The organism is Rhizobium sp. WSM1274 (assembly GCF_025200775.1).
GTDB lineage: Bacteria > Pseudomonadota > Alphaproteobacteria > Rhizobiales > Rhizobiaceae > Rhizobium > Rhizobium leguminosarum_I.
The window spans coordinates 2,998,539-3,019,836 of sequence record NZ_CP104138.1; the positions used below are offsets into that span (position 1 = coordinate 2,998,539).

Sequence of the window (21,298 nt, forward strand, 5' to 3'; positions counted from 1 at the left end):
TGATGTCGTCCGAAAACCGCTCACACTTTTCGGCATCATGCTCTAAACGAGGCGGCTGATGCCAAAAGCGGGATCAGCGCAATTCCTCGGATTGATCCTGCTTCGCGGCCGCGACGGAGCGGATCAGTTCGCGGAACCACTGCTGCCCGACATGGGAATCGTTGCGGCGATGCCATGACAGCGCAAAGGAGACCGGCAGCAGTTCGATCGGCGGCTTGTGGATCGACAGCCGGGCGCGGCTGTCCGAGACCTCGACGACGCCGCGCATCAGCGTGGCGACGAGATCGGTCTCGGCGACGATCGCCGGCGCCGCATACATTTGCGGCAACGTCAGGCCGAGCCTGCGGCGCAGACCGAATTCCGAAAGCTTCCGGTCGACATGGCCATAACGATCGCCTTCCGGTGATACGAGCAGGTGGTCGAGAGCGACGAAGGTTTCGAGATCAAGACCTCTTGCCGCGGGATGATCGGCGCGGACGATCGAAACGAAGCTCTCCTCGAAAAGCAGCCGGGAAAGGATGCGTGGCGACGAGGAGACCGGCACGCCGACCGCCGCATCCACCTCGCCGGCGTCGAGCATCTCCACCGCCCTTTCCCGGGCAACGAAACCCTTGACGTCGACGCTGATTTTTGGCGCGGCCTGCCTGATCGCCGCCAGCAGTTTCGGCAGAAGCACGAAGGCTGGATGTTCGGAAAGACCGAGCCGGAACGAAGCCGATGACGACCGCGGATCGAAGACGCCACTGAAAGCCAGCGCCTCTTGCGCATGCCGCAGAGATTTTCCGATCGGCTCGGCCAGATCGAGCGCCCGCGGTGTCGGCTCCAATCCGCTCGGGCTGCGCACGAAGAGCTCATCCTGAAAAAGCTGCCGTAACCTGGCAAGTGCTGCACTCATTGCCGGCTGGGTGCGGCCGATGCGGGCGCCAGCCCGGGTGACGCTGCGCTCCGCCATGATCGCGTCGAAGGCGACGAGGAGGTTGAGATCGACCGCTTGAAGACTATTCATGATGTGGATGATGCCCGTCAACTACTATAGACTGGCAGCATGTTGAAAACCCTCTTTATGTGCAAGAGCCGTTGACGTTTAGCGCGGCTCCCTGGAGATGCTGAGATAGCCGGGATCGAATTCGGCGATCTCCTGCAGGCGTTCCCAGTCGACGATGGTAATCGTTCGGTACTCCCAGGTGAACACGCCCTCGCGCCTTAGGGCCTGCAATGTCTTGTTCAGGTGGACGACGGAGACGCCGAGCACGTCGGCCATCTCGATCTGCGTCAAAGGAAACTGGAAGCTTGGGCCGCGCGTCCGCTTCACCACCTGCAGCCGCACGAAGAGCTCGCAGACGAGATGGGCGATATGGGCGCGCTTGGAGCGCCGGCCCATGGCGACGATCCACTCGCGGTGGATGGCGCCATCGACCAGCGTGTCGAGCCAGAGCAGCCGGGTCAGATGCGGCATGCTTTCGGTGATCGCCCTGAGGTCGGCGTGATCGGCGAAAGCGACGCGACAGGACGACATCGCAACGACGCCATGATCCATCTTCTTGATTGGGAAAGCGTGCAGATCGACAAAATCGCCAGCGACGTGCAGCGCGGTGATCTGACGACTGCCATCGGCCATCACCCTGTAGCGGGCCGCAAAACCATCGAGCAGCAGCGTGCTGTAGGTCGGACGGCTTCCTTCGGAGACGAGATCCTCTCCGGCAAGGAAGTGCCTCTCCTTGACGATGATCGCTCTGAGATGATTTTCCTCCTCGGCCGACAACACATCGCGACTTCCAAGGTTCAGCAGCAGCGGCTCGATCACGGGCTTGTCTGCCGATATAGGAAAAGTCTCCCGATCATTTCGATGCGACCTGTATTTTCTTTAAGAATCAATGCCTAACCTCGGAACAATTGTCTTCTCTGTGATTTCTCCCTGTGACGCGCAGGAAGAAACATGGCTCGCTACTATTTCGATCTACACAACGGCGAAGGTCCCACGCGCGACGAGCACGGCACCGAGCTCAAATCTCGCGAAGACATTCCGAAAGAAGTGACCCGCATCCTGCTGGATGTGGCCCGTGACGAACTGCCCGCAGGTGATCGCATGACCATCGCCGTCACCGTTCGCGACGAAAGCGGCGAGCCGGTCACGGTTGCCAGTCTCGTCTTCAGCAATGAATGGCTCGACGTCTTACGATAGCGGCGGCCGTTCAAAGGTTGCCGCCGATTACACATACGCACCAATCCGACTCGGTCGATTAGCGCGACGCTAAGTCCCGCCTTCACCGCGGGCAATTAAATTTGACATAGTTTCCGAATGCTTTGGTCTGGATCGAGGGGGATCACAGCCCAGCAAACCGATCACGGCTACTTCGGAATTTCTTCGAGAATCAGTCGTATTTCCGCAAGCGGCGTACGGCTTTCATCGAAGAGTTCCACCGACATCATGTTCAGAGGTGCAGCAGGCAGGCCTTCGGCGGCCATCTCAGCCAACACGCGCCGTGCCTCCGCTTTCGCGGCTTCGATGGATTCAAAATCATAGGCCGTCTCGGTCGTCCCGGCGCCATCACGATCGAAAAGTTGAAAGTAGAATTTCGGCACGACGCACCCCGCTAAATGAGCCTAACGGGCTGGCAGCACACAAGTTCCGCCGAAACGGGTCTCCGTGTCATGCGTATCGTCAGAAGGCGCCGGCTTCCGGAGAGGCCATCTCCTCGATGCCATCGACACGGTCGGGATAGAAGGCGAGATGGTCCTTGATGCTGCTGACCGCGGCATTCGGCGCCTCATAGGTCCAGACGGCATTCTTCGAGCGCTCGCCGCCCGGAATGATGCTGTAATAGGAGGCGTCGCCCTTATAGGGGCAATGGCTGCTGTGGTCGGTGCGTTGAAGCAGCGACATGTCCACATCCCTGCGCGGAATATACTGCACCGGCGGATAGGAGGCCTCGCGCAGCGTCAGCGCATTGCGGGTATCGGCAATCGTCTTGCCGCCGAGCGTGACGACGACACGGGAGGGATTGTGCTCGACGGTGATCGGATGATCCGGCCCCGGAATCTTGATCGACTTATCTGACATCGGGTTCGTCTCCAGAAGCTATCGATCGCATAGAGATAGGGCGGCATGCGGCCGGCCCAAGGGCTCGAATGCAGCTTTCCCTGAAATGCTGCGCCACTAGAACTCGAAACGCGGCGATACCGGACTTAGCATCGCCATTTTCGGCGCCGCCGGCCAGTGCCGTGCAAGCGCATCTGCAACTGTTTCGATCAGCCTGGCGATGTCGTCGCCGGCGGAGGCGTGCAGAGCCTCGGCGACGATCAGCACCGAGCGCGTGGTCTCCCGCACCGCCGAAAGCCCGCTCTGCCGGTTCGTCCAGCGCCGCGCATGCGCCCTGTCATCACCGTCTGCAAAGATCACTTCGTTCGCCTCCGGATGTTCGCTCTCGCCGGCGAAGGTCAGATAGGTCTCGTCACCTCTGGCGCGCCGGACTTCGAGATCGCCAGCGATCTTTTCAGTGTCGAAGACCGCGATCGGAATGGCAAAGGCGAGCGAAATCGCATTGCAGAGATCGATGAGCGGATGCAGGCGCGGCAGTGCATGTTCCTGGCGGAAGCGACGCAGCAGCGCCTCGGAAGCGCAGCGATATTGCGTCGGCTTCAGCCCCATGCGGGAAAAGCCGCGCCGCCAAGCCTGGATCTCGGGAAATTCGCCTTCCTGCGCTTTGGCCAGCCGGGCCTCGGCGATTGCGTTGAAGTCTGCGATCGCCGCCTCGACATCGGCATCCGCATGGATCCCTCCCGCATGCAGCGCACCGGCGCGAAGCTCGGGAAAAGCCTGCCATATGGCATCGGAATGGCTGAACTGCATGATCTATCTCCCCCCGGCAAGTTTCACTGTACGGCTCCCGGCAAAGGCAAGCCCGAGCACGGCCGCAAGCACGCAGGCAATGCCGGCGATCTGGTTAAGCCCGACCGGCTCGCCAAGGATGACGAACGCAAGCATGACGGCGGAAACCGGAGCCAACGCGGTAAAGAGCGCCGCCTCCGTGCCGCTCACCCTTTCTGCCCCCGCATACCACAGCAGAAATCCGCCGACGGTCGGCACCAGCGCATAATATACGACGGCGGCGACAGCGCTTGCGGAAATACCATGTGCGAAAGGCACTTCGAACATGGCGGGGATGGCGGCGACGATAAAACCGATGCCGGCCATCAGCGTCGACTGCGCAAGCGGCGCAATCTCCGTTTTCAATCTTTTGTTGAGCAGGATGAACAACCCCTCGCAGACGACGGCGCAGAAGATCAACGCATTGCCGGCCAATGATCCGCCTGCCGCATCCGGCGTGAAGGCGATCGACAGCACGCCTGATGTCGCAAGCGACACCGCGAGAAGCAGGGCGCGCTGCGGGCGTTCGCGAAGCAGCAGGATGGAGATTGCGGCCGAAACCACTGGCAGCGTGCCGATGATGACGCCGGCATCGGCCGCCGAGGTCAGGCTGAGGCCGGAGATCAGCAGTGTCGTATAACCGACGCTGCCGGCCCCGGCCTGGATGATGACGATGAGCCGGTCATGTCGAGAAAACCTCGGCAGCCGCGCGCCAGTAGCCCGCATCAGCAGGAGTAAGACCGGAAAGGCGATGGCAAAGCGCAATGCGGTGGCGCTGAACGGCGGCAGACCCGACGCGATCAGCTTGCTTGCGATCACAGTGCTTCCGACAGTCAGCATCGCCAGCGCCAGATAGACATAACCTTGAACCTGCCTCGACATTCAGCGTCTCCTGTTGGATGCGCCGAGAAAACAGCAGGATTGGATCAGGGTCTTGAACGAAATTGCAGGTGCAAAGTAGGCGCTCAGAGAAAGGCGCCGGCATAGAGGCGCGGCGACAGACCGTATTTGCGCACGAAGACCCGCGTCATGTGGCTCTGATCGGCAAAACCGCTGGCAAAGGCCGCTTCCGCGAGCGGCATGCCCTGAGCGATCAGCCGGCGAGCGATATGGATGCGGGCCTGGACGAGATAGGCGTGCGGCGTCAATCCGGTCGCCTTGGCAAAACCGCGCAGCACCTGGAAACGGCTGAGCCCGCTTTCCCTGGAGAGATCGGCAAGCGAGACGGCGGCAAGCGGATCGTCATCGATCAGATCTCGGGCCGCACGGATCGACGCCGGCACCGGTGGTCGCTCTTCGGCATCACAGCGCTCCCGCATGACATCGGCGACGAGTTGCAGAATCAGTTCCTCGCGAAACAGCCGATCCGCCGCTCGGCCGCGGGTCACCGCGTCAAACAGCGTCTCGAAACGGGCGGCGATCGCCGCATTGCGGATGACCGGATGCGGGATTTCCGATCGCCTCCCCCCGCCTTCGCTGATCTCTTGCGACAGGCAGCCGACGATGCCGCGATCGAAATAGAGGATGCGCCACGACCGCACCTCGCCGATCGGGGCGCCATCATGCACCTCGTTCGGATTGACCGTGATGATGTCGCCGGCCTCAGCCTCCACCATGCCGCGGCCGCTAAGCGACGACTGCGCCCCGGCGGAAATCAGGCCGATACCGAACTGCTCATGCGTATGCCGGGAGAAGCTGTGATGCGTTTCCGCCTCCACCGCTTCGATGCCTGATAGCGCCGAGCGCAACATCCTGAACTGGTTTTTCGCCATTCTCTGCCCGCAGGTCCGATCCCGGCCACTCTGCCAGCCGCCGTGAGATGACGCAATCATTGCGGCTAAGATGCTTGCCTAGAAGAATTCGTCGAGCAGCTGATAATAATCAAGTCTCGCCAGATCCGTGGCCGGCATGCCGTAGCGATCAAGGAAGGGCTGCACCAGCGCCTCGCCGAAATTATAGGCGACGCTGCGGCAGGCGAGTGCGATATCCTGATAGCGGTCAGCGACGCCGAGACGACTGCAGTCGATATAGCCGGAGAACCCGTCTTCCGAAGCGATGAAATTCGGCAGGCAGGCATCACCATGGGTAACGACGAGATCCTCGCTGTCCGGCCTCCCGCTTTGGAGTTCGGCAAACAGAGCTTCGGCACTCTTTCCAAGCCGCGTCTCATCGAAATCGGTCTCGTCGACGATGCCGGCCTGCATCCGCGCCTTTGCGGCCGCGATTCGCCTCTCCCGCCGATGGTCGAACGGGCAGGATGCGATCGGCAGGCGATGCAGTTCGAGGAGCGCCGCAGCCAACAGCTCGACCCGCGCAAGCGGCGTCAGCACCGATGCGCGCGCGAGATCACCCCCTGGGAGCGCGCTGATCAGCAGCCGATTGTGCACACCATCGCTGTCCTCCGCGATGATATCGGGACATGGCAGACCGGAAGCCTTGAGCCAATGAAGCCTGGCTGCTTCGTCAGCGAGTTCGCCGAAGGGACCGGCCTCTTCGACTTTCAGATAAAGCGTCGGCAATCCAAGCGCTTCCAGCCGGAAGACGCGCGCGGCGGAACGGCCGAGCGCATCGCGTTCGAACCGGTAGCCGGCCAGACGGGCATCAAGCGCGCCCGCTGACGGTGGTTGATCCTCTTGGAAAATCGACATGATATCTGGGCCATTGATGCTGGCGCATTATCCCGACAAGGCGGGGCACCGCAAGCGGCGCGATCGATCAGCACACATTGGCAGACTGAGCGAGCCTTCTCCGACCTCAATGAACGGTTTCGACGGGCGCGGCTTCGAGAAGAATTTCGAAAGCCTCTTCCAGAGCAGCCACCAGAATATCGGTCAACTCGTCGCCTTTGTTTTCCAGGAACAGCGCAATGACGGCTTCGTCCTGTCGCTCAAAAAAACGCTCAATCTCGTTCGACATATCATCTGTCCTTTTCTTCACCGGAATCATCACGGCCATGAGAAAAGGCTAGGTGCGGTTCCTTGCGCGTGGCTTGTTCCCGAATGAGACGCAATCCAGGATCGCTAGGACTAGTCACGAATTTCATATTTCGCATACTGACTGCGGGGGATCAATCCACCAACTTCGTGGGCAAACGACACGACCTTCGTGGCTTCCTCATCAACCTCGCAACGGAAACGAACCTGGTACCAGCCCTTGACCGTGCCAAAGGCGGCATCTCTCACATCAAGGATGGTACCGGTTCGCAATCCAAAACTAGGCAATGCGGACGGGAAATAACGCGGCGAACCGTGAACGAGTTGGCCCTGAAGCTCGGTGGCGCAAAGCGTGGCCACTCGCTCTTTGCGCGGAAGACCGCTGACCGCAGTTTGCGCAAACAAACTGCCATCTTCCGTCCGTGAAAACAGAGTTTTTGCCTTGGGCAGATCGTCTTTAGCTATCACTTTCGGTTTCTCAGCGGTCTGCTGCTCCGGCGGCTTGGCCCGCTCGATACTTGTATTGGCTTCGCCAGAGACGCCTGTCGGCGGCCCATTACGCTCTGGGGAAACGTCAGTCATCGCGACCTCAGGAAGCTTCACATCGTCCGGCACCGGCTTTGACGGAGGCTCCTCAGTTTTTGGTTTTTCTGCAGCAGCCTTTGTCGGCATCTGCTCCGGTTCGGCATCGTGCTGCGGCGGAGTTGTTGCGGGTTTGGTTTCGCCCTGAGGAGAGTTTCCCGCCAACGACTTTTCGGGGCCGCTATTCCTCTCGCCAAACTCGATGACAGGGCTCAGAGTCGGCATAGGCTTCGGCTTGGCTTGCTCGGGAGTCTTGCCGGCCGGCGGTGGCGGTGGTGGCGGTGGTGGAGGCGGCGGAGGCGGAGGTGGTTCCTTCTTGGCCTCTTCCGGCGGCTTCGGCTCCGGTGGTTTTTCCTTGGGCTCCGGTTTCTTGTCCTCCGGCGGCGGAACGAGCTCCACCTTCACGCTTTCGTCTTCGGCAGGCTTCGGCTCGATCTTCGGCAGCCCGAAAATCAGAAGAGCAAGGATAGGAATATGCGCAGCAACGGACGCGACGACGCCCCAGCGGATTTCAGGCCGCTGCTTTCCCGTTTCGTGCTGCGTTTCCGCCGGTTCTACGTCTTCTTCTGTCACAGCAGCGATGTGGCCTCTAAAGCCGGCAGCATCAAGCCACAAAAGAAAAAAACCGCGTGATCGCAGCAGCGGCGAGAGTTATTGGTCGGCGGCTCCATCGTCGGCCACCAGATTGTGCTCTTGCCATTCGCCTTGCGGAATGGCATCGCCGACGAGAAAGGCAAAGGACACCACCTTGCCGGAGCCGGCATCGAGCTCGCATTTGAACTGAATGTTGTACCACTTCCGTTTGCTGCGGAAGGCGCCGCCCTTCACCTCGACATTGTTGCCGCTGACCTGCTCCGCCGCCATCGCATAGGGCGCAAGCGCATCCGGCGCCATGGCCGGCTGCGCCCGGCGCACCTGCTCCAGCGCCTCGAGGTCACAGAGCTGCAGATTGCGCTCGCTACCACCAAGACCACGTAGCGCCTCGCGGGCGCGGCGGCTGCGTCGATCGGCTAGGACCTTGTCGGAAAACAGCTGTCTTGCCTCGACGAATTCCGCCGGCTTTGGCATTGGCAAAGTGATCGGTGCCACAGATGGCATTGCCGCAGCAGGCGGATTATTTGTAACCGGCGCCGCCGGCTCGGCTTCGGGTTTTGCCGCTTCAGGCTTTGCCTGTTCCGGCGAAGGCGCCTTGACAGGCTCGGGCATGTTCAGCGGTTCCGCAGCCTGCGGGACGATCTCCACCGAGAGGCCGTCATCCGGCGATGGCAGCGGCGGCTCGGCCTTCGGCAACAGCAGCAGAAGGACCAGGATCGCGATGGCATGCAGCGCGAACGACGCCGCAGCGCCCCGCTGCATCCCGTCATCCCATTTGCCCGCCGCCAGTTCCATCGGTCAGGAAGCGGCTGTCGGGCGATCGATGACGATCATGAAACTGAGGAGCGCTTTCATCATGAGCTTGCCGAAAAGTCGGGCCGGAGCCTGCCGCGGAAATTGAAGCACGCCGCAACACTGCCAGCGCAGCGAGTACTCCGCAACGTCTAAGATCGACGATCGCCGGCCCTAGAGCCTTTCCGGGTTAGATTGAAGCATTCTGCCGGAGCAGGTTTTCGTCAGGGCAGAGGCGATTGGCGACGGGCATACCCCAAGGTACGTCCGAGCCGATCGCCTCTGATCCTGGCGGAAAGATGCCCGGCCCTTCGGGTTGGCTGAAACGGGCCGGCTGATCGATCGGCCGGCTTGGCCGTAGAGATGGGCTACGACGCGCGCCGGCCGGTCGACCATCCGACTCCGTTTGAGCCAACAGAATGCTGCAATCTAACCCGGAAAGGCTCTAGCTACCCGAGCGAGCCGATGAGATCCCGGTAGGCGGCCTCCGGGAACGCCTTCAGCGTCTCCGTGCGGACATTGCCGCCCATCGCCAGCGAGAGGGTAAAATGCGCCATGACTGCGTCATCGGGCGCCTCGCAGACGGCGACCATGTCGTGCCCGCCCATCGTCAGAAAGAACTGGTTGAAGGAGCCGCCGACGCCGGCGAGCAATTTTTTCGCCGCATCGAGCCGTTTTGCCGAGTCGCGGACATTGCGGATGCCCTGATCCGTCCAATTGATCAAAAGAATGTAAGTGGTCATGTCGCACCTCCCAGAGCATGGCGCCGAAAAGTGTCAGCCGTTTTCGGACGACGTCACGCTCTATTTCTTTGATGTGGATCCGAATTCAGATTTCAGGCCTGTCCGGCCTGAAACTATCCGGATCTAGCGGAGGATTCGTTCACGCAGGCACACGTCAGCTCGCGATCGCGGGTTGCGATCGATGCCTTCCCCCGTAGCCGGATTATAGGCTTGTCACCCTGGAGGGACAAGAAAGATGCCGGGATCATTGGTATTAATCACAAAAGGAAAAGCCGGGCGCGAAGCCCGGCTTTTCCAATCAGAACGACGTGGCCGAAGCCTTAGCTGTCGAGGAAGCTTCTCAGCTTTCTGGAGCGGCTCGGATGCTTCAGCTTGCGCAGCGCCTTCGCCTCGATCTGTCGGATACGTTCGCGGGTGACCGAGAACTGCTGACCGACTTCTTCGAGCGTGTGGTCGGTGTTCATGCCGATGCCGAAGCGCATGCGCAGAACACGTTCTTCGCGTGGTGTCAGCGAGGCAAGAACGCGGGTCGTCGTCTCGCGTAAGTTCGCCTGGATGGCGGCGTCGATCGGCAGCAGCGCGTTCTTGTCCTCGATGAAATCGCCGAGATGCGAATCCTCTTCGTCGCCCACCGGGGTTTCGAGCGAGATCGGCTCCTTGGCGATCTTCAGGACCTTGCGGACCTTTTCGAGCGGCATGGCCAGCTTTTCCGCCAGTTCTTCCGGCGTCGGCTCGCGGCCGATCTCGTGCAGCATCTGGCGCGACGTGCGGACGATCTTGTTGATCGTCTCGATCATGTGCACCGGAATGCGGATCGTGCGGGCCTGGTCGGCGATCGAACGGGTGATCGCCTGACGGATCCACCATGTCGCATAGGTCGAGAACTTGTAACCGCGGCGGTATTCGAACTTGTCGACCGCTTTCATCAGGCCGATATTGCCTTCCTGAATGAGGTCGAGGAACTGCAGGCCGCGGTTCGTGTATTTCTTGGCGATGGAGATGACCAGGCGAAGATTCGCTTCGACCATTTCCTTCTTGGCGATACGCGCTTCGCGCTCGCCCTTCTGCACCATATGGACGATGCGGCGGAATTCCGAGATCGAGATACCGGTTTCGGTCGCCAGATTCTGGATTTCCTGGCGAATGTCGCGGATCGTCGTGTTTTCGCCCCTGGCGAATTCCTTCCAGCCGCGGGCGGCCAGATTGCCGATCGACTTCATCCAATTCGGATCGAGCTCGGCGCCCTGGTACTGTTCCAGGAAGGAGTCACGCTTGACGCCATAGGATTCGGCCAGACGCAGCAGGCGGCCCTCGTTGGAAACGAGGCGCTTGTTGATGTCGTAGAGCTGCTCGACCAGGGCGTCGATGCGGTTCTGGTTCAAGGACAGAGACTTGACGGCCTTGATGAGCTCATCCTTGAGCTCCTTGTAACGGCGCTCCTGGGCAGTGGACAGCGTGCCGGAAGCCGACAGCCGCTGCTCGACCTGCTGGTCCTGCAGCTTGCGCAGCTTCTTGTAAGTCTCGGCGATCGTATCGAGCGTCTCCATCACCTGCGGGCGAAGCTCGGCTTCCATCGCCGCCAGCGAAAGGTTGGATTCGTCCTCGTCCTCTTCCTCCTCTTCGGGAGGCAGGCCTTCGCCGCCGACATCGGTGATGTCGTCGTCACCGGAGCGGGCGCGACGGGTCTTTTCCTTCTCTTCTGCGAGCTTGCGATCGGCCTCGATCTTCTCCGGGCTCTGGAACTGCGGTGCAGCCTTGGCTTCAGGGCCGGAATAGGTCGTTTCGAGATCGATGATCTCGCGCAGCAACGTCGTGCCTTCGTTGAGCTCGTCGCGCCAGATGATCAGCGCCTGGAAGGTCAGCGGGCTCTCACAGAGGCCCGCGATCATCGTTTCGCGGCCGGCCTCGATACGCTTGGCGATCGCGATTTCGCCCTCGCGGGACAGAAGCTCCACCGAGCCCATCTCGCGCAGGTACATGCGAACCGGATCGTCGGTACGGTCGGTCGGTTCTTTCTTCTTGGCGGTCGCTAGCGCCGTGCCGCTCGAAGGCGCGAGTTCGCCGCCTTCGCTCTCCTCCTCGCCGCCGGCGTCGTCGTCATCGCTGCCGCCGGAAGCACCGGCTTCCTCGGCTTCCTCGTCTTCGATGACGTTGATGCCCATGTCGGACAGCATCGACATCGTGTCTTCGATCTGCTCGGACGTCACTTCTTCGGACGGCAGGACCGCATTGAGCTCGTCCATGGTCACGTAGCCGCGCTTCTTGGCGGCTTTGATCATCTTCTTGACCGCGTCGTCGGAAAGATCGAGAAGAGGGCCGTCGCTTGCGCCGTCGCGTTCGACTTCCGCGTCTTCGTTCTCTTTGACCTTGGTTGCCATTTATATCGTCGCCTTCCTGACGCTATCCAATCTCGCTACGGTGAACGGGCTGTCTCAGGGCCTGACGCGCCGCACGCGCCGCCCTCGAATCACCTTTGCCCACCTAACGGGATGACATTTAAAGCCTGATTAACCACGATTACCGGCACCGGACAGCAAAGCTTTCTTGCTTTTGGATTTCCGGCCATGGTTGCGCGATCCGCCTTGACCCAGTTCACCATTCAACAAGTCGAACGGTGATTCCCACATTTTTTGTTCTCGTCAAGCTTTTCCAGAAAAAAAGCCCACAAAAATACGGAAAAAGCCTTATCCACAGGCTTTGAACCGCGGCAGCGATTGCGAACCCTTATTTAAGATGCTGCGAACGAAAGACAAGGGCAGCAAGAATTTTGCCCGCCGCGCGGTCTTATACGCAGGATTTTCTGCCGGTTTTGCTGTTGTGCCGGCGGCAAAAACCGTTCGACCCCTCACATCCAGTCCATGACAACCTTGCCGGAGTTGCCCGACCGCATCGCCTCGAAGCCGTCGCGAAAATCGTCGATGCCGATCCGGTGGGTGATGATGGGCGCAAGGTCGAGGCCGCCCTGGACGAAGGCGATCATCTTGTACCAGGTCTCGAACATCTCACGACCGTAGATGCCCTTGAGATTGAGCATCTTGAAGATCACCTTGTTCCAGTCGATCTCGAAGCCCGCCGGCGCGATGCCGAGAATGGCGATCTTGCCGCCATTGTTCATCTTGTCGATCATGTCGCGGAAGGCAGGTGCGGCCCCCGACATTTCGAGCCCGACGTCGAATCCCTCCGTCATGCCGATCGCCTTCATCACGTCGGCGAGGTTTTCCTTCGATGCGTCGACGACATGGTCGATGCCGAGCTTGCGCGCCAACTCCAGCCGGTGGGGATTGATATCGGTGATGACGACCTTGCGGGCGCCGGATCGCTTGGCGACGAGCGCGCCCATGATGCCGATCGGCCCGGCGCCGGTGACGAGCACGTCCTCGCCGACGAGATCGAAGGAAAGCGCGGTGTGCACGGCATTGCCGAACGGATCGAAGATCGCGGCGATCTCGTCGGAAATATCATCCGGGATCGGCACGACATTGCTTTCGGGAATGCAGACGAATTCGCCGAAGGAGCCCGGGCGGTTGACGCCGACGCCGAGCGTGTTGCGGCAGAGATGCCCCCTGCCCGCCCGGCAGTTGCGGCACTTGCCGCAGACGATATGCCCCTCGCCGGAGACCCGCTCGCCGACATGATAGCGGGTGACCGCCGAGCCGATCTCGGCGATCTCGCCGGAGAATTCATGGCCGACCACCATCGGCACGGGAATGGTCTTCTGCGCCCACTGGTCCCAGTTCCAGATATGGACGTCGGTGCCGCAGATCGCCGATTTCTTCACCCGGATCAGCACATCGTTCGGCCCGACCTCAGGCACAGGCACATTCTCCATCCAAAGCCCGACCTCCGGTTTCGCTTTGACCAGCGCCTTCATCATGTTCGACATCGACAATATCCGCCCTTGTTCTGGTGCTCGACTTCGCTACTCCCTCTTCTCCCCGTCGGGGAGAAGGTGCCGTAGGGCGGATGAGCGACTATCTGGGTTGTCAAGTTGCGCATTCGAATTCTCTTCGCGCATCCCGTGCTTTTGCATTGAGAATGACCAGCAGTTTTCGGGCGAGCGCAATGCGGATAACCATTTTTGGCTTGCCAGCGCTCTGCAACCTTTGCCTGAAGGCAGCCAAATGCGGATCGTACCTGGCCGCGGTGGCGGCGACCAGGAACAGGATGCCACGCGGTCCGGAGCGCCCGCCGCGCACCGGCCGGGGTCCGCTGCGTTTGCCGCTATCGTTGGCAATCGGCGCCAGGCCGGCCAGTTTGACGATCGCCTTGTTGGAGATTCGGCCGATTTCGGGCAGTTCGGCCATCAGCCGGGCAACGGTACGGTCCGCCACCCCCTTGATCGAGCGAAAGGCTTGGTTGAGGCAGGCCCAGAGCGGATCGTCGTCGATCATCGAGGCAATCTCGCCCTCAAGGGTGCGGCTCTGGCGCACCAGAAGCGCGATCACTTCGTCGAGGCTTGCCACACTCTGCTGATCGCGGGCAGCACTGCGGCGCTGCCTCTGGACGGTCAGATCGCTGGTGACCTGAGACAGCCGCGTCATCAGCGCCGACAGCCGCAGCTGCGCGGCTTTCGGCGGCGGCAGGGCAGACAGCCGCCTGGCCTCGGCATAATGGGCGATCATCGCCGCATCGATCCGGTCGGTCTTTTCCAGAAAGCCCATGGCCTCGGCAAAGCGGCGCACATGGCGCGGATTGGCAAGCGCGCAGGCGATCCCCAACTCCCACAACAGCAGGAAGGCCGAACGCTCGTAGCCGCCCGACGCCTCCATGACGACGAGCTCGACACCCTGCTCCCGGCAGAGCGCAGCCAGCGCGCCGATGCCGGCCGCATCGTTGCTGAAACGCTCAAAAACCCCGGACGGGCGGATAAACGCATCCAGCCAGTCCTTCGAAACATCCACTCCACATATAACTCTGTTCACGGTAACCTGCCTTGTGCGTGCGGTTGAAGCCAAGCGACTATTCGGTCGTACGTGACGATGACGAAGATCCCAGGCTCATCCACGGTTGTAACCGGAGGGGGAAACGGGCGACTTCGTCACGCCTCTGGCTGGGTGGCCACCCAGCCAGAGGCTCAATCGCTTCCATCGCACATAAAATCTAACATGCAGATACAAGGGGGCGGCACGGCACGCCATATAAACCTTACGTTGTTCCTCGCTTGCCGCTCGAAACGTCGCTTCGCTCCGCCCCCTCATCTGTCCTGACGGACATCTTCTCCCCGCTGGGGAGAAGGGGAAAGCCTTTCTCAAATCACACCCAGTTCCCGCCCTGCCTCGGCAAAGGCCGCGATTGCCCGCTCCACATCCGCCCGCGAATGCGCCGCCGACATTTGCGTGCGGATGCGGGCCTGGCCATTCGGCACGACGGGGAAGGAGAAGCCGATCACATAGATCCCCTTCTTCAGCATCAGGCTTGCCATATCCTGGGCGAGCTTGGCATCACCCAGCATGACGGGGATAATCGGATGGCCTTCGCCGGCAAGCGTGAAGCCGAGCTTGGTCATTTCGGTGCGGAACAGATCGGCATTGTCGGAAAGGCGCTTGCGCAAGGCATCGCCATTTTCGATAAGGTCGAACACCTTGAGCGAGGCGGCGGCGATGACGGGCGCCAGCGTGTTAGAGAACAGATAGGGCCGCGAGCGCTGCCGCAGCCACTCCACAACTTCGGCCTTGGCAGAGGTATAGCCGCCCGAGGCGCCGCCGAGCGCCTTGCCCAGCGTGCCGGTGATAATGTCGATCCGGCCTTCGACGCCGCAATGTTCGGCAGAGCCGCGACCGTTCTTGCCGACGAAACCGACGGCATGGCTGTCATCGACCATGACCATCGCACCGTATTTCTCGGCGAGATCGCAGACACCGCCCAAATTGGCGATGATTCCGTCCATCGAGAAGACGCCGTCGGTGGCAACCAGCTTGAAGCGGCTGCCTTCGGCCTTTTTCAGTTCCTCTTCGAGTGCCGCCACGTCGTTGTTGGCGTAGCGGAAGCGCTTGGCCTTCGAAAGCCTGACGCCGTCGATGATCGAGGCGTGGTTCAGCGCGTCGGAGATGATCGCGTCCTCTTCCGACAGCAGCGTTTCGAAGAGACCGCCATTGGCGTCGAAACAGGAGGAATAGAGGATCGTGTCTTCCATGCCGAGGAAGGAGGAGATGCGCGCCTCGAGCTGCTTATGCTCTTCCTGCGTACCGCAGATGAAACGCACCGAGGCCATGCCGTAGCCGTATCGGTCGAGCGCTTGCTTGCCGGCCTCGGCCAGTTCCTCGTTGTCGGCAAGGCCCAGATAGTTGTTGGCGCAGAAATTCAGCACCCGCTCGCCGGTGGAAATCGCGATCTCGCCCGCCTGCTTGGAGCTGATGACGCGCTCGGATTTGTAGAGGCCGGCATCCTTCAGCGCCGAGATCTCGTTGCTGAGATGGGAGAGAAATTGCGAGGTCATGGACGGCCTTTCCCGGAGATTTCCGTTTGCCCGCCGGGTTAGCATATTGCCGCCCGTTTGTCTTCTCAGCGCTGAACCGCAATCAGCAGGAACATCGGCCGGTCCAGCTCCTCGGCCCAGTCTGGATTGTCTTGGAGCTCATCTTCGCTCGGGCTCCACTCCTCGACATGGCGAATGGCAAAACCGGCCGCGATCAAGGTGTTGAGCGTGGTGCCGAGCTTGCGATGCTGCTTGACGACACCCTTGGCGAGCCAGTCGGTGGTGCGCGGACCTTCGACGGAATAGCGGTCGAGCGGCCAGATGCGCTGCCCTTCGGCATCGGTGGCCCAGGCGGGATTGGTCGGCGCCATGAAGATCGGATGCTCGATGGTGAAGACGAATTGCGATCCCGGCAAAAGCGCGCGATAGACCGTCGCGGCGAGACCGGCGAAATCCTCGATATAATGCAGCGCCAGCGAGCTATAGGCGAAATCGAAGGAGGCTTGAGCAAGTCTGAGACGCTCGAGATCGGCGATCTCGTAGGTGATCGCTGCGTCAGCCGTATCGGCCCTCGCTCTGGCGATCATCTTTTCCGAGATGTCGAGCGCAAGCACGCTTGCAGCACCCTGGCTCACGGCAAAACGCGAAAACCAGCCGAAGCCGCAGCCGAGATCGACAACACGCTTGCCGGAAAGATCGGGCAGCAACGCGCGCACCGCCGGCCACTCCGATGCTCCGTCGAGCCCGTACAAGGATCGTCTCATGCCGCTGTATCCGGCGAAGAATTCCGGTCGGTCGTAGATATTCTGGGCCATCGGCACTCCTCCCTTAAGAGCAGGAATACCATGCCCCCTCGTCCGATCTCAAGGATCAGACGGGTCTGCTCAGCCGTTGTCCCGCGCCAGGATGATCTCGAGGAAGGCATCGCCGTAACGTTCGAGCTTCGCCTGCCCGACGCCTGATATGGCGAGCAACTCCTTGCGGCTGCGAGGTCGCTCCGTGGCGAAGGCGATCAGCGTCGTATCGGGGAAGACGACATAGGGCGGCACGCCGAGCGATTTGGCGATCGCCATGCGCTCGGCCCTGAGCGCCTCGAAAAGACCGCCGTCTGCGCCCGACAGTCCCGATTTGCGTTCGCTGCGCTCTGCCTTCTTCGTGCGCCGTTCCGAGGCCGGGCGGTCCTTGCGGAAGAACACCTGCCGCTCGTGCTTGAAGACGGCGCGCGCCTCCGGCTCCAGCTTCAGCGCCCCGAAAGCCTCGTGGTCGACGCGGATCAGCCCCATGGCGAGCAACTGGCGGAAGACCGACTGCCAGGCGCGCGCCGGAATATCCTTGCCGGCGCCGAAGACCGGCATTTCGGCATGGCCGAAACGTTCGGTCTTTTCGTTGACGTTGCCGAGCAGGACATCGACGACATGGCCAGTGCCGAAACGCTCGCCGGTGCGGTAGACGGCCGCCAGCGCCTTGATCGCCGCCTCCGTGCCCTCCCAGGTCTCAACCGGCTTCAGGCAGGTGTCGCAATTGCCGCATTGTCCGGCATGCGCTTCGCCGAAATGGGCAAGAATTGCCTGACGGCGGCAGGAGGCGGTCTCGCAGATCGCCAGCAATGCGTTGAGCTTGGCGCGTTCGACCCGCTTGATCTCCGCGGCGGCGCTGCCCTCGTCGATCATCCGGCCGCGCTGGATGACGTCGGCCATGCCATAGGCCATCCAGACTTCGGACGGCAGGCCGTCGCGGCCGGCGCGGCCTGTCTCCTGATAATAGGCTTCGACCGAGCCCGGCAGGTCGAGATGGGCGACATAACGCACGTTCGGTTTGTCGATGCCCATGCCGAAGGCGACGGTGGCGACCAGGCAAAGATTCTCTTCCTTCAAGAAGGCATCCTGATTGGCGTCACGAACCGCCCTGTCCATGCCGGCATGATAGGCACGGGCGCGAATGCCCTGGCCGTTCAGCCATTCCGCCGTATCCTCGACCTTGGCGCGCGACAGGCAATAGACGATGCCGCTGTCGCCCTTGTGGCCGGACAGGAACCTCAGCAGTTGCTGGCGCGGCTGGTCGCGCTCGACGATCTCGTAGGCAATGTTCGGTCGGTCGAAGCTGGTGGTGAAGATTTCGGCAGCATCGAGCCCCAGCCGCTCGATGATGTCGTCGCGCGTATGCGGATCGGCCGTCGCCGTCAGCGCCACTCTGGGAACACCGGGATATTGCTCGCCAAGCCGGCCGAGAGCGCGATATTCCGGCCGGAAATCATGACCCCATTGCGAGACGCAATGGGCCTCGTCGATGGCAAACAGCGCGATCTTCTCGTTGGCGATCAGCTCGCGGAAACCATCGGTCAGAATGCGCTCGGGCGTCACATAGAGAAGGTCGAGCTGGCCTGCCGAAAGCGCGCGGCGAACCTCGACGAACTCCTCGCGCGACAGCGACGAATTGAGCGCGGCCGCCCGGATGCCGAGCTGCTTCATCGCCTCCACCTGATCGCGCATCAGCGCAATTAGCGGCGAAACGACGATACCGACGCCGTCGCGGCAGAGCGCCGGGATCTGGAAGCACAGCGATTTGCCGGCACCCGTGGGAAAGAGCACGACCGCATCGCCGCCGGAAACCACATGCTCGACGACTTGCTGCTGCTTGCCGCGGAAGGAGGAATAGCCGTAGACCTGCTTGAGGATATCGAGCGGCGAGCGGCCGGAAGAAAACAGCGCGCCGGAAGCGGAAAAGTCCGGTTCGTTTCGTTCGGTCAGCGACATCAGTGGTTCGCCGCCCCTTTGACGCGGCCGGAAAGCACGCCGAAGCCATCGATGATGGCCTCCTGGTTCTCTAGGCGCACCCCTTCGAAATGCACTTCCTGCTGCGCTCGCATCAGCTGAACAATCGCCTCGCCGTCGCCGGCTTCGGTCGCCAGCGCGATTTCGCGCTCGAGCTCGATCTTCTGCCGGCGCAGCGCCTTCGCCCGCTTGTGGGAGGCCAGCGCCTGGCGGTATCCCTCACGCGCATCCTCCATCGCCGCCTCCTCGGTCGCGATCCACAGCCGGGCATTGCGCACCTGCTGGTCGAGGCTCTTGATGAGCGGGCCGAAGCCTTCGAATTCCAGCCTTTCGGTCAGATATTCGCGTGTCAGATGCGGGCCGGCGACAGCCGCGGCCGCCCCCAGCATCGCCGACCAGAGCCGCTGCAGCTCGCGGCTGTCATATTCGATCGCGGCGATCTCGTCATAATCGTCGATCATCAGCGAGGGGTGATTGACGACGGTCAGCGCCAGCACGCTTTCCCGCAGTGCCGTATTGTTCTGGTGGCCACGCACCGGGCCTGAACGGGCGAGCCTTTCGGAAATGACGCTCGGGCTTTTTGGCCCGGCCTTGCCCGCATTGTCGCGGCCCGTCCGGTAATTGCCATTGCCGTTGAAGCCGCCGCGGCGATCGCCATTATTGCGGTTCTGGAACTGCGGCTGGAAGAAGACGTTCAGCCGATCGCGAATATCCTGCTGGTAGTGACGGCGGACGTTCTCGTCGGCGATGACAGCGACCAATTGCTTCAGCCGCGCCTCGAGCTCGGCGCGCGCCTCGGGCGTGTCGAACTTGCCGGTATTGATCTCCCGGCTCCAAAGCATCTCGGAGAGCGGCTTTGCCTGGCTCATCACCTTGTCGAAAGGCGCGCGCCCATCATCGCGCACCAGATCGTCGGGATCCTTGCCGTCGGGCAGAAGCGCAAAGCGAACGGAACGGCCGGGCTTCAGATGCGGCAATGCCAGTTCGGCGGCGCGGTTGGCAGCGCGGATGCCGGCGCCGTCGCCGTCGAAGCAGAGCACCGGCTGCGGCACCATCTTCCAGAGCAGCTCGAGCTGGTTTTCGGTAAGCGCCGTGCCGAGCGGCGCGACAGCATTCTCTATGCCCGCCTGATAGAGCGCGATTACATCCATATAGCCTTCGACGGCGATGATCGTGCCGGTCGCATCGTCGTCCTGACCGTCGCTGCGGCCCGGTCCCTGGATCGCGCGCCGCGCGCGGGCGAAATTGTAAAGGACATTGCCCTTGTGGAAGAGCTCCGTCTCGTTGGAGTTCAGATATTTCGCCGGCGCATCGGCCGACATGGCGCGGCCGCCGAAAGCGATCACCTTTTCCCGCGACGAAAGGATCGGGAACATGATGCGGTCGCGGAAACGATCGTAGGAAACCGGCACGTTTTCATGGACGACCAGGCCGCAGGCCTCGATCTGCTCCTTGGAGACACCCTTGCCGGCGAGGAATTCCTTGAGCGCATTGCGACTGTCAGGCGCAAAGCCGAGACGGAAGGTCTCGATGGTGCGCCCCGTCAATCCGCGGTCGCGCAGATAGGCGCGCGCCCTCGCCCCGTTCGCCGTCTGCAGCTGATCCTGGAAAAATTGTGTCGCCATTTCCATGACGTCGATCAGCGAGCCGCGCTCCTTCTCGCGCTTCTCCATCACAGGGTCGGCAAGCGGCATCGGCACGCCGGCCATATCGGCGATCTGCTGCACCGCCTCGGGAAAGCTCAGGCCCTCCAGCTCGGTCAGGAAGCGGAAATGGTCTCCGGTGACGCCGCAGCCGAAGCAGTGGTAGCGGCCCTTTCGGTCCTCGCAATGGAAGCTCGGCGATTTCTCGCCATGGAACGGGCAGCAGGCCCAGTAATCGCCGCGCGACACGTTGGTCTTGCGCTTGTCCCAGCTGACGCGGCGCGAAATCACGTTCGAAATCGGAACGCGATCGCGGATATCATCGAGAAAGGTGTTGGAAAAGCGCATTTATACCTCTTGGCCAACCTCCATATAAGCTGCTTTTCCGCTCCATGCCACGAAACTTGTCATGAAAACCCGCTATTCACAGGCTATGTGGCGGTCATCGGCGGTTCCGATTATCCAATCAACAACACGTTATCGCCCCCTGCGACAGGGTGCGACATTATTGTCCCTTCAGAGCCAGAATTCCGCCGTCAGAAAAGCTTCGGCAAGAGCGGCGGCATCCAACAGAGGTGAGAAAAAATATTTTTGAAACAATGGATTACCCCTTCAGATGATTGCGCCTCATCATTCTGCTCGCCACTTCCCGACAGTCCGCCTCGACGCCTCTTAAACCACCGTTTCCGGCAATTATTATTTTTTTGTAATTTGAATATGCCGCTGCACCGCAATAGGTTCGATCTCAACAAAGCGATCCCCGAGCGAAGCACCATCCCTACCCCCGGCGCCGCTTCGCAAGGGTGCCTTTGCAAATACCCTCCGGCTTGGGCTTCGGCCCTGCGTGCCGGCGGACGCAAAGAGCAAGAAGGCAGGAGCGCCCCCAGCTCCTGCCTTCTTAAATTTTGTGCTCTCTTGCGACGACTCTCCTTTTGAAATTAACCGCTTATTGACAAA

Annotated in this window: 20 protein-coding genes; 1 reads left to right on the forward strand and 19 read right to left on the reverse strand. The window is 61.3% G+C overall.

Going from position 1 to position 21,298, the window contains the following annotated elements; translation table 11 throughout:
* Positions 1–73 precede the first annotated feature (73 nt).
* Positions 74–1,006 carry a LysR family transcriptional regulator gene (locus tag N2600_RS15160; protein ID WP_162119552.1) on the reverse strand — a complete coding sequence of 311 codons (933 nt, stop codon included), beginning with the start codon at positions 1,004–1,006 and terminating at the stop codon, positions 74–76.
* Between the two features lie 78 nt (positions 1,007–1,084).
* Entirely contained in the window at positions 1,085–1,804 is a 720-nt protein-coding gene (locus N2600_RS15165; protein ID WP_260296674.1) for a Crp/Fnr family transcriptional regulator, read from the reverse strand.
* A 132-nt stretch (positions 1,805–1,936) separates the two neighbouring features.
* On the opposite strand from N2600_RS15165, the gene N2600_RS15170 reads away from it, so the two are divergent.
* A complete protein-coding gene (locus N2600_RS15170; RefSeq protein ID WP_162119554.1) occupies positions 1,937–2,182 on the forward strand; it encodes a DUF6894 family protein in 246 nt (81 codons plus the stop codon).
* 167 nt (positions 2,183–2,349) lie between these two features.
* Here the strand turns inward: N2600_RS15170 and N2600_RS15175 are convergent, their stop codons facing one another.
* The 17 genes from N2600_RS15175 to dnaG form a co-directional block, all read right to left on the reverse strand.
* Positions 2,350–2,583, reverse strand: a complete 234-nt coding sequence (locus N2600_RS15175) for a DUF6894 family protein (RefSeq protein WP_162119555.1) — start codon at positions 2,581–2,583, stop codon at positions 2,350–2,352.
* A gap of 79 nt (positions 2,584–2,662) precedes the next feature.
* Positions 2,663–3,061 (reverse strand): DUF427 domain-containing protein, encoded by a 399-nt coding sequence (locus tag N2600_RS15180; protein ID WP_162119556.1) that lies wholly within the window; start codon positions 3,059–3,061, stop codon positions 2,663–2,665.
* Between the two features lie 96 nt (positions 3,062–3,157).
* On the reverse strand, positions 3,158–3,850 hold the full coding sequence (locus tag N2600_RS15185; protein WP_260296675.1) for a B3/B4 domain-containing protein: 693 nt from the start codon (positions 3,848–3,850) through the stop codon (positions 3,158–3,160).
* Positions 3,851–3,853: 3 nt separating this feature from the next.
* Positions 3,854–4,750 (reverse strand): DMT family transporter, encoded by an 897-nt coding sequence (locus N2600_RS15190; protein ID WP_260296676.1) that lies wholly within the window; start codon positions 4,748–4,750, stop codon positions 3,854–3,856.
* 83 nt (positions 4,751–4,833) lie between these two features.
* Positions 4,834–5,640: an AraC family transcriptional regulator gene (locus N2600_RS15195; RefSeq protein ID WP_260296677.1), complete on the reverse strand. Its 807-nt coding sequence runs from the start codon at positions 5,638–5,640 to the stop codon at positions 4,834–4,836.
* Between the two features lie 78 nt (positions 5,641–5,718).
* Positions 5,719–6,516 carry an APH(3') family aminoglycoside O-phosphotransferase gene (locus N2600_RS15200; RefSeq protein ID WP_222386515.1) on the reverse strand — a complete coding sequence of 266 codons (798 nt, stop codon included), beginning with the start codon at positions 6,514–6,516 and terminating at the stop codon, positions 5,719–5,721.
* Positions 6,517–6,622: 106 nt separating this feature from the next.
* Complete coding sequence (locus tag N2600_RS15205; protein ID WP_260298899.1) at positions 6,623–6,823, reverse strand: hypothetical protein; 201 nt, start codon at positions 6,821–6,823, stop codon at positions 6,623–6,625.
* Between the two features lie 71 nt (positions 6,824–6,894).
* Complete coding sequence (locus tag N2600_RS15210) at positions 6,895–7,998, reverse strand: DUF930 domain-containing protein (RefSeq protein ID WP_222386516.1); 1,104 nt, start codon at positions 7,996–7,998, stop codon at positions 6,895–6,897.
* Between the two features lie 36 nt (positions 7,999–8,034).
* Positions 8,035–8,772 (reverse strand): DUF930 domain-containing protein, encoded by a 738-nt coding sequence (locus N2600_RS15215; protein WP_260296678.1) that lies wholly within the window; start codon positions 8,770–8,772, stop codon positions 8,035–8,037.
* A 446-nt stretch (positions 8,773–9,218) separates the two neighbouring features.
* Positions 9,219–9,512 carry a GYD domain-containing protein gene (locus N2600_RS15220; RefSeq protein ID WP_017965212.1) on the reverse strand — a complete coding sequence of 98 codons (294 nt, stop codon included), beginning with the start codon at positions 9,510–9,512 and terminating at the stop codon, positions 9,219–9,221.
* Positions 9,513–9,832: 320 nt separating this feature from the next.
* Positions 9,833–11,890 (reverse strand): RNA polymerase sigma factor RpoD, encoded by a 2,058-nt coding sequence (gene rpoD / locus N2600_RS15225; protein WP_017965213.1) that lies wholly within the window; start codon positions 11,888–11,890, stop codon positions 9,833–9,835.
* A gap of 467 nt (positions 11,891–12,357) precedes the next feature.
* Positions 12,358–13,395 (reverse strand): L-threonine 3-dehydrogenase, encoded by a 1,038-nt coding sequence (gene tdh, locus N2600_RS15230; RefSeq protein WP_011652887.1) that lies wholly within the window; start codon positions 13,393–13,395, stop codon positions 12,358–12,360.
* Positions 13,396–13,495: 100 nt separating this feature from the next.
* The gene (locus N2600_RS15235) at positions 13,496–14,434 is read right to left on the reverse strand and encodes an IS110 family transposase (RefSeq protein WP_260109994.1); all 939 of its coding nucleotides are present in this window, start codon (positions 14,432–14,434) and stop codon (positions 13,496–13,498) included.
* Positions 14,435–14,760: 326 nt separating this feature from the next.
* The gene (locus tag N2600_RS15240; protein WP_260296680.1) at positions 14,761–15,948 is read right to left on the reverse strand and encodes a glycine C-acetyltransferase; all 1,188 of its coding nucleotides are present in this window, start codon (positions 15,946–15,948) and stop codon (positions 14,761–14,763) included.
* A 65-nt stretch (positions 15,949–16,013) separates the two neighbouring features.
* A complete protein-coding gene (locus tag N2600_RS15245; RefSeq protein ID WP_260296683.1) occupies positions 16,014–16,742 on the reverse strand; it encodes a class I SAM-dependent methyltransferase in 729 nt (242 codons plus the stop codon).
* Positions 16,743–16,811: 69 nt separating this feature from the next.
* Entirely contained in the window at positions 16,812–18,680 is a 1,869-nt protein-coding gene (recQ, locus tag N2600_RS15250) for a DNA helicase RecQ (protein WP_260296686.1), read from the reverse strand.
* Positions 18,680–20,689: a DNA primase gene (gene dnaG, locus N2600_RS15255; protein WP_260109106.1), complete on the reverse strand. Its 2,010-nt coding sequence runs from the start codon at positions 20,687–20,689 to the stop codon at positions 18,680–18,682. Before dnaG ends, recQ begins: the two co-directional genes overlap by 1 nt.
* Positions 20,690–21,298: the final 609 nt, after the last annotated feature.

What these genes read in the sequence shown, in the direction of transcription:
- N2600_RS15160 (WP_162119552.1), bottom strand. Translation starts at nt 1,006, where the DNA reads ATGAATAGTCTTCAAGCGGTCGATCTCAACCTCCTCGTCGCCTTCGAC.
- N2600_RS15240 (WP_260296680.1), bottom strand. Translation starts at nt 15,948, where the DNA reads ATGACCTCGCAATTTCTCTCCCATCTCAGCAACGAGATCTCGGCGCTG.
- N2600_RS15180 (WP_162119556.1), bottom strand. Translation starts at nt 3,061, where the DNA reads ATGTCAGATAAGTCGATCAAGATTCCGGGGCCGGATCATCCGATCACC.
- recQ (WP_260296686.1), bottom strand. Translation starts at nt 18,680, where the DNA reads ATGTCGCTGACCGAACGAAACGAACCGGACTTTTCCGCTTCCGGCGCG.
- N2600_RS15215 (WP_260296678.1), bottom strand. Translation starts at nt 8,772, where the DNA reads ATGGAACTGGCGGCGGGCAAATGGGATGACGGGATGCAGCGGGGCGCT.
- dnaG (WP_260109106.1), bottom strand. Translation starts at nt 20,689, where the DNA reads ATGCGCTTTTCCAACACCTTTCTCGATGATATCCGCGATCGCGTTCCG.
- tdh (WP_011652887.1), bottom strand. Translation starts at nt 13,395, where the DNA reads ATGTCGAACATGATGAAGGCGCTGGTCAAAGCGAAACCGGAGGTCGGG.
- rpoD (WP_017965213.1), bottom strand. Translation starts at nt 11,890, where the DNA reads ATGGCAACCAAGGTCAAAGAGAACGAAGACGCGGAAGTCGAACGCGAC.
- N2600_RS15205 (WP_260298899.1), bottom strand. Translation starts at nt 6,823, where the DNA reads ATGGCCGTGATGATTCCGGTGAAGAAAAGGACAGATGATATGTCGAAC.
- N2600_RS15220 (WP_017965212.1), bottom strand. Translation starts at nt 9,512, where the DNA reads ATGACCACTTACATTCTTTTGATCAATTGGACGGATCAGGGCATCCGC.
- N2600_RS15185 (WP_260296675.1), bottom strand. Translation starts at nt 3,850, where the DNA reads ATGCAGTTCAGCCATTCCGATGCCATATGGCAGGCTTTTCCCGAGCTT.
- N2600_RS15190 (WP_260296676.1), bottom strand. Translation starts at nt 4,750, where the DNA reads ATGTCGAGGCAGGTTCAAGGTTATGTCTATCTGGCGCTGGCGATGCTG.
- N2600_RS15170 (WP_162119554.1), top strand. Translation starts at nt 1,937, where the DNA reads ATGGCTCGCTACTATTTCGATCTACACAACGGCGAAGGTCCCACGCGC.
- N2600_RS15195 (WP_260296677.1), bottom strand. Translation starts at nt 5,640, where the DNA reads ATGGCGAAAAACCAGTTCAGGATGTTGCGCTCGGCGCTATCAGGCATC.
- N2600_RS15200 (WP_222386515.1), bottom strand. Translation starts at nt 6,516, where the DNA reads ATGTCGATTTTCCAAGAGGATCAACCACCGTCAGCGGGCGCGCTTGAT.
- N2600_RS15245 (WP_260296683.1), bottom strand. Translation starts at nt 16,742, where the DNA reads ATGGCCCAGAATATCTACGACCGACCGGAATTCTTCGCCGGATACAGC.